The organism is Dyella marensis, assembly GCF_900112865.1.
Classification (GTDB): Bacteria; Pseudomonadota; Gammaproteobacteria; order Xanthomonadales; family Rhodanobacteraceae; genus Dyella_D; species Dyella_D marensis_A.
On sequence record NZ_FONH01000005.1, the window covers coordinates 214,338 to 226,607 of the forward strand.

Here is a 12,270-nt window from a genome sequence, read left to right on the forward strand (position 1 = left end):
TCGGAGCAGACGCCTTGCCTTTGCGCACCACAAGCAAGAGTGCGTGAAAATCGCCCAGGTCGGCTGGATTGCCCCCCGCGATTGTCCGGCTTGCCCCCCGCGGAGGATGCGCGGAATCAGTCGCCGGCGTAGCGCGCGTGCTGCGGCGGCATGCCGGTCCAGCGCTTGAACGCGCGGCGGAATTCGCGCGGGTCGCTGAAGCCGATCTCGGAACCGATCTCGGCCACGCTCAGCTGGCCGGCGCGCAGCAGTTCCAGCGCGCGTTCGGCGCGTACGCGGTCGTGGATCTCGCGGAAGATGCGGCCGCTCTCGGCCAGCTTGCGGCGCAGCGAGCGTTCGCTGAGGTTGAGCGTGCGCGCCACGTCGAGCAGCCGCGGCTGCTGGCGCAGGCGGCTGCGCAGCAGGCGTTCCACCGCGGCGACGATTTCCTGGTGCGGCTCGCCGCCGTCGGGGGTCATCTGCTGCGCGCACAGCGCCAGCGCCTGCCTGGCGGTGAGTGGGTTGTGGCCGGGCAGCGGGCGCGCCAACCATTGCGTGCCGATCAGCAAACGGCATTGCGGCGTGCCGAAGCGCACCTCGCATTCGAACAACTCTTCATAGGCGCGCGCATACGCCGGACGCGGATAACCGAACTCCACGCGTGCCGGTCGCAGCTCCGGGCCGACCAGCTCGCGCGCAATCATCAGGCAGCTGGCGAACAGCTCCTCGCAGAAGAACGGCAGCAGCTCGGTGTCGCCGAAGCGCGGCCACGCCACCAGCGCCACTTCGCGCTCGCTCAGCTGCTCGAAGTTGAGTTCCAGCAGGCAGCCGCAGATCTTGTGATGCGCGATGCCGGCGAGCATGGCGTCGCCCAGCGTGCGCGAGGTCATCATGGCCAGGCCCAGCAGGCCGAAGCCGCCGATGGTGCCTTCGCGGCCGATGCGCAGGCCGGCGTCGGGCACGTCCAGCGCCTGCAGCGCGCGCCGCGCGAACAGGCTGGCCTGGCGGTAGGACACGCGCAGCGCGGGGTCGGCGATCTGGGCGCGGCTGAGCGCCAGGCCGGCGAACCAGGCGCGGCTGTCGATGCCGAGCGCGTCGGCCATCTGCGCCAGGTAGAGCAGCTTGTTGGGCGGGAACTCGGCGGCGGTGTAGCGCGGATCGTCCGCCAGCAGCGGATGAGCCGCGGACGGCGCCAGGCCGGCCTGGGTGGCGGGACGTGCCATCGTGCCTCGAACTCCCCACGCAGTGCCGGCGAGGCCGGCGCGAAAGGCGTTTCTATAGCACGCGCGCCGGGTGTCTGCTTGCGCGATGCACAAACCGACTTGTCCGATCTGTCTGGCAGCTGGGTGAGTGGCGGGTTGAGCGGCGCACATCGCCCTTACGCTCCGCCCGTACCCTCACCCCAACCCCTCTCCCGGAGGGAGAGGGGATCACCTCATCGTTTCAAAGTGGAGCCCTTCTCCCTCCGGGAGAAGGTGGCGGCAGCCGGATGAGGGTTCGGGCGGAGCGGTGAATATCAATCTTGCGCTCCGCCCGAACCCTCACCCCAGCCCCTCTCCCGGGGGAAAGGGGCTTTTTTTTATTCGCCGATGGTCAGCAGCGACGCATTGCCGCCCGCAGCGGTGGTGTTGATGGTGAGCGTGCGCTCGCCGGCAAAGCGGAACAGGTAATGCGGGCCTCCCGCCTTCGGGCCGGTGCCCGACAGGCCCTCGCCGCCGAACGGCTGCACGCCGACCACCGCGCCGATCTGGTTGCGGTTGACGTAGCAGTTGCCGACGCGGGCGCGGCTCTGGATGAACTCGACGGTGTCGTCGATGCGGCTGTGGATGCCTAGGGTGAGGCCGTAGCCGGTGGCGTTGATCTCGTCGACCACCTTGTCCAGCTCGCTGCCCTTCCAGCGGATCACATGCAGCACGGGGCCGAAGATCTCGCGGGTCAGCGTGGCCAGGCCGGGGATCTCGTAGGCGCGCGGGGCGAAGAAGGTGCCGTTGCCGGTGGTGGCGGGGTCGAGCGCGACTTCGCCGATCTTCTTCGCTTCCTGGTCCATGCGCGCGGCGTGGTCGACGAGGATCTTCCTCGCGTCCTCGTCGATCACCGGACCCACGTCGGTGGAAAGCTGCGCGGGGTCGCCCACCTTCAGCTCGGCCATGGCGCCGGCCAGCATCGCGCAGACCTTGTCGGCGATGTCTTCCTGCACGTACAGCACGCGCGCGGCGGAGCAGCGCTGGCCGGCGGACTGGAAGGCGGAGGAGACGGCGTCCTTGACGATCTGCTCGGGCAGGGCCGAGGAGTCGGCGATCATCGCGTTCTGGCCGCCGGTCTCGGCGATCAGCGCGGCGATCGGCGCGTTGCGCGCGGCCAGCGCGCGGTTGATCGCCCAGGCGGTCTCGGTGGAGCCGGTGAAGGCCACGCCGGCCACGCGCGGATCGCGGGTGAGCGCAGCGCCGACGGTGGCGCCGTCGCCCGGCAGGTACTGCAGCACGTCGGCCGGCACGCCGGCTTCGTGCAGCAGCTGCACGGCGGCGTGGCCGATCAGGCTGGTCTGCTCGGCCGGCTTGGCGATCACGCTGTTGCCGGCGGCCAGCGCGGCGGCGACCTGGCCCAGGAAGATCGCCAGCGGGAAGTTCCACGGGCTGATGCAGACGAACACGCCGCGGCCGTTCAGGAACAGCTGGTTGCTCTCGCCGGTCGGGCCGGGCAGCTGTTCCGGCTGGCCGAAGTAGCGGCGCGCCATGGTGGCGTAGTAGCGCAGGAAGTCGGCCGCCTCGCGGATCTCGGCGATGGCGTCGGGCAGGCCCTTGCCGGCCTCGCGCACGCACAGGGCGATGAACTCGCCGCGGCGCGCTTCGAGCTGCTCGGCGGCATGCTCCAGGATGGCGGCGCGGCTGGCGGCCGGCAGCCGGTCCCAGCCGTGCTGCGCGGCGACGGCATTGGCCAGGGCCTTCTCCACCGTGGCGCTGTCGGCGCTGACATAGCTGCCCACCACCTGGCGGCGGTCGGCCGGATTGGTCACCTGCACGGTGGCGCCGGCGCTAGTGGCGCCGGGCACAAGCGGGGTGGCGGTCCAGGGGCCGGACTTCGCGTTGACGGTCTCGGCGAGGGCCTTCAGTTCGTTGTCGTTGGAGAAGTTGACGCCCATGGAGTTCTTCCGAAGTTCACCGTAGAGATTCACCGGCAATGGAATGCGCGGATGAGGGATAGACGCAAAGGAACGCACCGTTTCGCACGGATCGGCGACCAGCTCGCGCACCGGCAGGCTCTCGTCCACCACGCGGTTGACGAAGCTGGTGTTGGCGCCGTTTTCCAGCAGGCGGCGCACCAGGTACGGCAGCAGGTCCTCGTGGGTGCCGACCGGCGCGTATACGCGGCAGGGCACATTAAGGTTCTGCGCGCCGATCACCTCGGCGTAGAGATCCGTGCCCATGCCGTGCAGGCGCTGGTATTCGTACGGGCGACCCTTGGCCAGGTGATGCACGGCGGCGATGGTGTGCGCGTTGTGCGTGGCGAACTGCGGATAGATCAGCTCGATGCCCGCATCGAACAGCTTGCGCGCGCAGGCCAGGTAGGAGACGTCGGTATTGGGCTTGCGCGTATACACGGGATAGCCGGGCAGGCCGTTCTCCTGCGCGCGCTTGACCTCGGCGTCCCAGTAGGCGCCCTTGACCAGGCGCACGTACCAGCGGCGGCCGGAGCCGCGGGCGGTCTCGATCAGCCAGTCGATCACGAACGGGGTGCGCTTGGAGTAGGCCTGCACCACGATGCCCAGGCCGTTCCAGCCGGCCAGCGAGGGATGCGCGAAGACGTCGCCCAGGATATCCAGCGACAGCTCCAGGCGGTCGGCTTCCTCGGCATCCACCGACAGCGCGATGCCGTGCTTCATCGCCAGCTGCGAGAGTTCCAGCAGCTTGGCGGTGAGGTCGCGGCGGGCCAGCTCGCGCTTGGCCACTTCGTAGCGCGGATGCAGGGCCGAGAGCTTGACCGAGATCGACGGCGCGTCGGTGTGGTTGGCAAAGGGACCGCGCGCGCCGATGGCGGCGATGGCGTTGCGGTAGTCCTGCTGATAGCGCTCGGCGGTCTCGCTGGTGAGCGCCGATTCGCCGAGCATGTCGTAGGAATAGCGGTAGACCGCGTATTCCTTCTGCGCGCAGCGGTCCAGCGCCTCGCCGATGGTGCGGCCCATCACGAACTGGTGGCCCATGATGCGCATGGCCTGGCGCACCGCCAGGCGGATCGCCGGCTCGCCGGCGCGGCCGACCAGGCGGCGCAGGGCGCCGGTGAAGTCGTGGCGGATGTCCCCGGCCAGGTTGACCAGCTTGCCGGTGAGCATCAGGCCCCAGGTGGAGGCGTTGACGAACAGCGACTCGCTCTGGCCCAGGTGCTTCTTCCAGTTGGCGTCGCCGAGCTTGTCGCGGATCAGCTTGTCGGCGGTGGCCTTGTCGGGGATGCGCAGCAGGGCCTCGGCCACGCACATCAGCAGCACGCCTTCCTCGCTGGAGAGGTCGTACTGGCGCATGAAGGATTCGACCGCGCTCTGGTCCTTGGCGCGTGCACGCACGCGGGTGACCAGGTCGGCGGCGAGGTCGATCACCTTTTCGCGTTCGACGGGCGGCAGGCTGGCCTGGACCAGCAGGTCGTTGACCGCTTCGGTCTCGTCGCGCAGCCAGGCGGCGGTGATGCGCGCGCGGGCCGGCTCCGCGCCGGTCGGAAGTTCGGGGCTGAGGATGGGCTGGGTCACGGGATGTCGATGGGCCGGGGAAGCGCAGGGAATTCCGCAATTGTACGTGTTGTGGCAGAACGGACGCATCCGTATGCCTCCCTCAGTCCTCCACGGCGAGTCCTTCTCCCCTCGGGAGAAGGTGGCGGCAGCCGGATGAGGGTGCGGCCGGAGCGATGCACATCACTCTTGCGCTCCGCCCGTACCCTCACCCCAACCCCTCTCCCGGGGGGAGAGGGGCTTTCATTTCTTCGCACCGCACTGCGGGCGCCGCGTCAAGCCCCTGCGTCATTCTTGCCCGTGCGGACGCCGCGGCCTATGATTCGCGGGTTCCAGGCACGCCGGTTATTCCATGATCGTGCTTCGACCAGCCGCCGCCGGCCTGCCGTGCGCGACGATTTGGCTCAAGCCCAATCGCGCCCTCAGCCGGCGCGACCTGCGTCGATGGATTGTGGTACTGGCGGCTTTGGCGCTGACGACGGCCGGACTCGGCGCGTGGCAGGGCAATGTATTCGCTCCGCTGTTCGCGCTGGTCGAATCCTCCGCGGTGGCTCTCGCCCTGGGCGTAGCCTGGCGGGCCGGCGACCGCAGCGAGCGCATCACCCTCGACGCCACGTCGCTGGAGGTGCAATCCCTGCCGGGCCGGCGCAGTGCGCGCTTCCAGTCCTACTGGGTGCGCGTGCGGCTGGGGGAGGGCGAGGGACGCCATCGTCTGCTGCTGACGTCGCACGGGCGCGAGCTGGAGATCGGGGCATTCCTCGCCGACGAGGAACGCATCGAGCTGTCGAGGAAACTCATGGTGCTGCTGGCGGACCTTCATCCCCAGCCGCGCAGGTAGGTTCAACAAGGGTGCAAGACATGACATCTGGCGGCATCAGGATCAAGGCATGGGTGGCGACGATCTGCGCGTTGTTTGCCGGCGCGGCGTGGGCCAACCCGGAACCCGGTCAGCTGAACATGACCCGCGGCGTGACCGAATGGTCGTCCGAGCCGTACTTCCTCAATAACGTCGCCCTGGGTGTCTGCATCGTCATCGGCATCGTGGTGTTCGGCGCGATGTTCGTGGCGATGTTCCGCTTCCGCAAATCGCGCGGCGCGGTGGCCGAGAAGTGGTCGCACAACACCACTCTCGAAGTGGTGTGGACCACCATCCCGGTGATCATCCTGATCGTGCTGGCCTACCTGGCCACCGGCGGCCTGAAGAGCTTTGCCGACACCACCAATTCGCAGATGACCGTGAAGGTCACCGGCTTCCAGTGGAAGTGGCGCTACGACTACGTCGAATACCAGGGCAAGGCGCTCGACAAGGTCGGCTTCATGTCCAAGCTGGACAAGGAAAGCGACGAGACCCGCCAGCTGAAGTCCGGCCTGGACCCGAACGCGGTCAAGGTCGACGGCTACAACACCTATCTGATCAATGTGGACGAGCCGCTGGTCGTCCCGGTCGGCACCAAGATCCGCTTCGTGATCACCGCCGGCGACGTCATCCACTCCTGGTGGGTGCCGGCGCTGGGCTGGAAGATGGACGCCATCCCGGGCATCGTCAACGCGGCCTGGACCAATATCAAGGAACCGGGCGTGTACCGCGGCCAGTGCGCCGAGCTGTGCGGCCAGGACCACGGCTTCATGCCGATCGTGGTGAAGGCGGTGCCGAAGGCCGAGTTCGAGCAGTGGCTGGCGCAGAAGCAGCAGGCCGCGCAGCCGCAGCCGCCGGCCCAGCAGCAGCCCGCCGCTCCGGCTCCCGCTTCCAGCAGCGCCGCGCCGAAGACCGCGCAGGCCGCCGCTCCGGCGACCAGCCACCAGGGTTGATCCTTCGGCCACACGCCGTCCCACAGCATTCTGTTTAGGTAGAGGTGCAAGGCCATGGCCCACGCAGCCACCCACGATCACCACGACGATCATCACGGCGCGCCGAAGAATTTCTTCGTGCGCTGGTGCATGTCCACCAACCACAAGGACATCGGCACGCTGTACCTCGTGTTCTCGCTGCTGATGTTCTTCATCGGCGGCAGCTTCGCGATGGTGATCCGCGCCGAGCTGTTCAAGCCCGGCCTGCAGCTGGTGCAGCCGTACTTCTTCAATGAAATGACCACGATGCATGCGCTGGTCATGATCTTCGGCGCGGTCATGCCGGCCTTCGTGGGCCTGGGCAACTGGATGATCCCGCTGATGATCGGTGCGCCGGACATGGCGTTGCCGCGCATGAACAACCTGTCGTTCTGGATCCTGCCGTTCGCCTTCACCCTGCTGCTGTCCACCCTGTTCATGCCGGGCGGCGGCCCGGCCGGCGGCTGGACCATGTATCCGCCGCTGTCGCTGCAGGGCGATTCGGTGGCGCCGCTGGTGTTCGCGGTGCACCTGATGGGCATCAGCTCGATCATGGGCGCGATCAACATCATCGCCACCATCCTCAACATGCGCGCGCCCGGCATGGACCTGCTGAAGATGCCGGTGTTCGTGTGGAGCTGGCTGATCACCGCCTTCCTGCTGATCGCGGTGATGCCGGTGCTGGCCGGCGCGGTGACCATGCTGCTCACCGACAAGTACTTCGGCACCAGCTTCTTCAACGCCGCCGGCGGCGGCGACCCGGTGCTGTTCCAGCACATCTTCTGGTTCTTCGGGCACCCCGAGGTGTACATCATGATCCTGCCGGCGTTCGGGATCATCTCGGAAGTGATCCCGACCTTCGCCCGCAAGCCGATCTTCGGCTACAAGGCGATGGTGTTCGCGATCGCCTCGATCGCCTTCCTGTCGTTCATCGTGTGGGCGCACCACATGTTCGCGGTGGGCCTGCCGCTGGGCGCCGAGATCTTCTTCATGTACGCGACCATGCTGATCGCGGTGCCGACCGGCGTGAAGGTGTTCAACTGGGTCAGCACCATGTGGGGCGGCTCGATGACCTTCGAGACGCCGATGCTGTTCGCCGTGGCCTTCGTGATCCTGTTCACCATCGGCGGCTTCTCCGGCCTGATGCTGGCGCTGGTGCCGGCCGACTTCCAGTACCACGACTCGTACTTCGTGGTGGCGCACTTCCACTACGTGCTGGTGACCGGTGCGATCTTCGCGATCATCGCGGCCACCTACTACTGGCTGCCGAAGTGGACCGGCCACATGTACAGCGAGTTCTGGGGCAAGGTGCACTTCTGGAACAGCGTGATCTGGGTGAACGTGCTGTTCTTCCCGCAGCACTTCCTGGGCCTGGCCGGCATGCCGCGCCGTATCCCGGACTACAACGTCGCCTTCGCCAACTTCAACATGATCAGCTCGATCGGCGGTTTCCTGTTCGGCGCCTCGCAGCTGATCTTCCTGGGCGTGCTGGTGCATGCCGTGTGGTTCTCGAAGAAGAAGGCCGCCGACCGCGTGTGGGAAGGCGCGAAGGGCCTGGAGTGGACCGTGCCGTCGCCGGCGCCGTACCACACCTTCGAGCTGCCGCCGGTGATCCACGAGGACGAACTGGCCCACGGGCACGTTGAAGACTGACAGCAGCACGGCCGCTCCCGCCGTCCGCGGCGGGAGCGGCCGCCACCGCATTCGATGATCCGGCAGACGATGGACAAGGAACAGGAAGCGCGCCGCAAAGGCGCCAGGCGCACCGCCCTGGTGGTCGCCGTGATCGCGGTAGCGATCTTCCTGCTCTCGATCCTGCAGATGCTCAGGACCTGACAGGCGGTATCGCGGTTCGAATTTCCCGCGCAGTCCGGCGGGTGGAAGTAACGAGGAAATCCACGGGAATCTCACCATGGGTCAGCAGCAAGGCGCTTATTTCGTACCGTCCAAGAGCTCGTGGCCGATCGTGGCCGCGGTGGTCATGTTCGTCACCGTGCTCGGTGCCGCGCACTGGCTGAACGCGCAGCCCGGCGAGGCCGGCTTCGGCAAGACGCTGCTGACGATCGGCTTCGTCGGCATCCTGGCCATGTTCTTCGGCTGGTTCCGCTCGGTGATCCGCGAATCGCTGGCCGGCAGCTACAACGCCCAGGTGGACACCTCGTTCCGCATGGGCATGATGTGGTTCATCTTCTCCGAAGTGATGTTCTTCGGCGCCTTCTTCGGCGCGCTGTTCTACGCCCGCATGTACTCGGTGCCGTGGCTGGGCGGCGAAGGCCATGGCGTGCTGACCCACCAGTTCCTGTGGAGCGACTACGCGGCTGCGTGGGGCGCCAACGGCGGCGGCGGTCCGGCCCGCATCGGCGGCGAGTTCCAGACCGTGGCGGCCTGGGGCCTGCCGCTGCTGAACACGCTGATCCTGCTCACCTCCAGCGTCACTGTCACCATCGCCCACCATGCGCTGAAGGCCGGCCATCGCGGCAAGCTGCTGGTGTTCCTGGGGCTGACCGTGCTGCTGGGCGCGACCTTCCTGTACTTCCAGGCGCACGAGTACATGGAGGCGTACAAGGAGCTCAACCTGACCCTGCAGAGCGGCGTCTACGGTTCGACCTTCTTCATGCTCACCGGCTTCCACGGCATGCACGTGACCCTGGGCACGATCATGCTGGCGATCATCTTCTTCCGCTGCGCCAAGGGCCATTTCAGCAAGGACCATCACTTCGGCTTCGAAGCGGTGGCCTGGTACTGGCACTTCGTCGACGTGGTGTGGCTCGGCCTGTTCATGTTCGTCTACATTCTTTGATAGTTCGGTCTCTGAGGCTTCGCCGCCCGGAACGAAAAAGCCCGCCGGAAGGCGGGCTTTTTCGTTGGCGGGCCGGAACCCGTTTCGTCCGGGCGGCGGCCGGAATGTCGCGGGACGCGGCGCGGCCGGCGGCGGACCGCTACAATTCGTTCTTTAAAATCAGCGACCCACGCCGTGCGGATGCAGCCAACCCATCCAGATGCCCAGCACGACCATCAGGATGAGCAGCACCGACAGCCCGATGCGGCGGGTCAACGCCCACACCGTGCGCTTGCTGCCGTCCTTGTCGGTCATCATGAAATACAGCGCCTGGCCGAGGTTGAACAGCACCACCAGCAGCAGGATCACCAGCGCATATTTGTAGACGGTTTCCACGTGATTGGCCCGAAGGACGATGACATCCGCAGTATAGCCTTGCCCCGTGGTGGCTCCGTATGAGCCTGCTGCGGCGTCCGCGTGGGTGGGCGGTCCTGCTGACGCTGGCCGGAGTGCTGCTTTTCCTGCGCCTGGGCGTGTGGCAGCTGCATCGCGCCGACGAGAAGGAAGCACTTCTGCGTCGCTATGCCGCAGCGGCGGAGCAGCCCGTGCGCGAATTTGCCGCGGCGGATGCGGCGCCGCCTGCCGTCGACGTGCTGCCGCATGTGCGCGTGCGCGGCGAGTACCTGCCGGGCCGCGAGTATCTGCTGGACAATCCCAGGCATGACCAGCGCGGCGGCGTGGAGGTCTATGCGCCGTTCCGCCCGCAGGGCACCGAGCGGCTGCTGCTGGTGGACCTGGGTTTCCTGGCCGGCAACGGCACCGACCAGACACCGCAGCTGCCCCCGCTGCCGGGCGGCACGGTCGAGCTCACCGGCTTCTATCAGCCTCCGCCCGGCGTGGGCTTCGAGATGGGCGGCGATGCGCTGGCGCGGCAGCAGAACTGGCCGAAGACCAGCATCTATCTCGAGCTGGGCGATGTGGCGAAGGATCTCGGCGCCAGCCTCTATCCGCGCGTGCTCGCGCTGGAAGCGGAGCCGGCGTCGATCTACACCCGCGAGCACACGCCCGACTTCAGCGCGATGCCGCCGGCGCGCCATCGCGCCTATGCCTTCCAGTGGTTCACCTTCGCCGTGGTGGCGGTGGTGATGTTCCTGTTCCTGCACCGCAAGCGCAAAGCACAACGAGGGGACTTGCGATGACCCAGACGACCTCCAACCAGCCGGCACAGCGCGCCGGCCGCCTGAAGCTGCTGCTGATCATGGGCATCTTCGCCGCGCCGATCATCGCCGCGGGCCTGCTCACCGTCGGCGGCTACCAGCCCAGCGGCAAGGGCAACGGCCTGCCGATCGCGCCGCAGCGCAACTTCGCCGAAGAGGCGCTGCGCGTGCAACTGCCGGACGGCAAGCCGTGGGCATGGCGCGCCGACGAGCCGAAGCTCACGCTGATTGCCTTGCCCGCCGCGGACTGCGCCGACACCTGCGTCGAGACGCTCAATAAGATCGCCGCCGCGCGCGTCACCTTGAACCGCAATGCGCCGCGCCTGCGCCTGCTGCTGCTGTCGGCGGCGCCTGCCGTGGGCAAGGTCGACAACGGTGTCTGGGAGCCGGGTGCCAATACCGATTTCCGTTGGCAGCTGGGCACCGATGTCGACGGCAAGCTGGCCCCGTGGCGCGCCAGGACGCCGGGCGCCGTCGCCGTCCTGCTGGTCGAATCCAATGGCACCGCGCTGGCGCAATATCCGGAAGGCTTCGACCCGAGCGGCCTGCGCAAGGACCTGCAGAAGGTGATCCGCTGATGTCCACGCGTTCCGTGAAGATCCTGCGCGGCCTGGCCCTGCTGGCTGCGGTGTTCGCGTTCGGCGTGGTGATGTTCGGTGCCTTCGTGCGCCTGTCCAATGCCGGCCTGTCCTGTCCGGACTGGCCGACCTGCTACGGCAAGGCCACCTGGCCGGAGCACCAGCACGAGATCGCGAAGGCCAATGAGGCCTTCCCCGATCGCCCCTACGAAACGCACAAGGCCTGGCGCGAGCAGGTGCACCGCTTCCTGGCCGGCACGCTGGGCATGCTGGTGTTCGCGCTGGCGCTGATCGCCAGCTGGCGGCGGCCGTGGGCGCGCTACGCGGTGATCGTGTCGGCGATCCTCGCGGCGGTCGGCGTGACCATGTACATGCGCGGCGAGCACAGCATCTCGTCGGTGGTCTCGGCCTTCGCTATCGGCCTGCCGCTGCTGGCCGCGGCGAGGCTGGATCGACCCGGCGCCTGGCGCATCAGCGTGCTCGCCTTCGGCGTGATCATCTTCCAGGCCATGCTGGGCATGTGGACGGTGACGCTGCTGCTGAAGCCCATCGTGGTGATGGGCCACCTGCTCGGCGGCATCGCCACCTTCGCGCTGCTGGCGTACGCCGCCTTGCGCTACGCCGGCGTCGGCGCGCGCGACGACAGCTACGCGGCGCTGCGCCGGCTGGTGGTGATCGGCATCGTGCTGCTGCTGGCGCAGATCGCGCTGGGCGGCTGGACCTCCGCCAACTACGCGGCGCTGGCCTGCGGCACGGACTTCCCCAAGTGCCTGGGCCAGTGGACGCCGCCGACCGATTTCGAACAGGGCTTCGTGCTGTGGCGCGGCGTCGGCGTGAACTACGAAGGCGGCGTGCTGGACATGGCCGCGCGCAGCGCGATCCAGCTCGCCCATCGCCTGGGCGCGCTGGTGGTGTTCTGCTACCTGGCCTGGCTGGCGCTGCGCGCCACCCGCCGCGGCCTGCGCGGCCACGGCCTGGCCATCGCGGCGGTGCTGGTGGCGCAGGTGCTGTTGGGCATCAGCAATGTGCACTTCGGCCTGCCGCTGCCGGTGGCCACGCTGCACAACGGCGTGGCGGCGCTGCTGCTGTTCGTGCTGCTGGCGACACTGGCGCGCACGCAGCGGCGGCCTGACGATGCGATCTTCTCGCGATCGATTTTCCAGGGGCTGGGTTGAG

At 67.8% G+C, this 12,270-nt stretch carries 10 protein-coding genes; 7 read left to right on the top strand and 3 right to left on the bottom strand.

All coding sequences use genetic code 11. The features are described 5' to 3' along the window. Nucleotides 1–116: 116 nt before the first annotated feature. On the bottom strand, nucleotides 117–1,202 hold the full coding sequence (locus BM172_RS10500) for an AraC family transcriptional regulator (RefSeq protein ID WP_035323414.1): 1,086 nt from the start codon (nucleotides 1,200–1,202) through the stop codon (nucleotides 117–119). A 356-nt stretch (nucleotides 1,203–1,558) separates the two neighbouring features. Further along, on the bottom strand, nucleotides 1,559–4,714 hold the full coding sequence (putA, locus tag BM172_RS10505; protein WP_026635490.1) for a bifunctional proline dehydrogenase/L-glutamate gamma-semialdehyde dehydrogenase PutA: 3,156 nt from the start codon (nucleotides 4,712–4,714) through the stop codon (nucleotides 1,559–1,561). Nucleotides 4,715–5,045: 331 nt separating this feature from the next. Here putA and BM172_RS10510 point away from each other — a divergent pair, with 331 nt between their 5' ends. The 4 genes from BM172_RS10510 to BM172_RS10525 all read left to right on the top strand — a co-directional run bounded on the left by BM172_RS10510 (nucleotide 5,046) and on the right by BM172_RS10525 (nucleotide 9,320). Further along, entirely contained in the window at nucleotides 5,046–5,531 is a 486-nt protein-coding gene (locus tag BM172_RS10510; protein WP_026635491.1) for a DUF2244 domain-containing protein, read from the top strand. Between the two features lie 20 nt (nucleotides 5,532–5,551). Then, entirely contained in the window at nucleotides 5,552–6,502 is a 951-nt protein-coding gene (gene coxB, locus BM172_RS10515) for a cytochrome c oxidase subunit II (protein ID WP_026635492.1), read from the top strand. Nucleotides 6,503–6,556: 54 nt separating this feature from the next. Further along, on the top strand, nucleotides 6,557–8,173 hold the full coding sequence (gene ctaD, locus BM172_RS10520) for a cytochrome c oxidase subunit I (protein WP_026635493.1): 1,617 nt from the start codon (nucleotides 6,557–6,559) through the stop codon (nucleotides 8,171–8,173). A 259-nt stretch (nucleotides 8,174–8,432) separates the two neighbouring features. Further along, on the top strand, nucleotides 8,433–9,320 hold the full coding sequence (locus tag BM172_RS10525; RefSeq protein ID WP_026635494.1) for a cytochrome c oxidase subunit 3: 888 nt from the start codon (nucleotides 8,433–8,435) through the stop codon (nucleotides 9,318–9,320). A gap of 159 nt (nucleotides 9,321–9,479) precedes the next feature. Here the strand turns inward: BM172_RS10525 and BM172_RS10530 are convergent, their stop codons facing one another. Further along, the gene (locus BM172_RS10530) at nucleotides 9,480–9,695 is read right to left on the bottom strand and encodes a twin transmembrane helix small protein (protein ID WP_026635495.1); all 216 of its coding nucleotides are present in this window, start codon (nucleotides 9,693–9,695) and stop codon (nucleotides 9,480–9,482) included. Between the two features lie 59 nt (nucleotides 9,696–9,754). Here BM172_RS10530 and BM172_RS10535 point away from each other — a divergent pair, with 59 nt between their 5' ends. The 3 genes from BM172_RS10535 to BM172_RS10545 are packed head-to-tail and all read left to right on the top strand — an operon-like array spanning nucleotide 9,755 to nucleotide 12,269. After that, nucleotides 9,755–10,498: an SURF1 family protein gene (locus tag BM172_RS10535; RefSeq protein WP_026635496.1), complete on the top strand. Its 744-nt coding sequence runs from the start codon at nucleotides 9,755–9,757 to the stop codon at nucleotides 10,496–10,498. Continuing rightward, complete coding sequence (locus tag BM172_RS10540) at nucleotides 10,495–11,094, top strand: hypothetical protein (RefSeq protein WP_026635497.1); 600 nt, start codon at nucleotides 10,495–10,497, stop codon at nucleotides 11,092–11,094. Before BM172_RS10535 ends, BM172_RS10540 begins: the two co-directional genes overlap by 4 nt. Beyond that, nucleotides 11,094–12,269 carry a COX15/CtaA family protein gene (locus BM172_RS10545; protein ID WP_026635498.1) on the top strand — a complete coding sequence of 392 codons (1,176 nt, stop codon included), beginning with the start codon at nucleotides 11,094–11,096 and terminating at the stop codon, nucleotides 12,267–12,269. The genes BM172_RS10540 and BM172_RS10545 overlap by 1 nt, the downstream gene beginning before the upstream one ends. Nucleotide 12,270 lies beyond the last annotated feature (1 nt).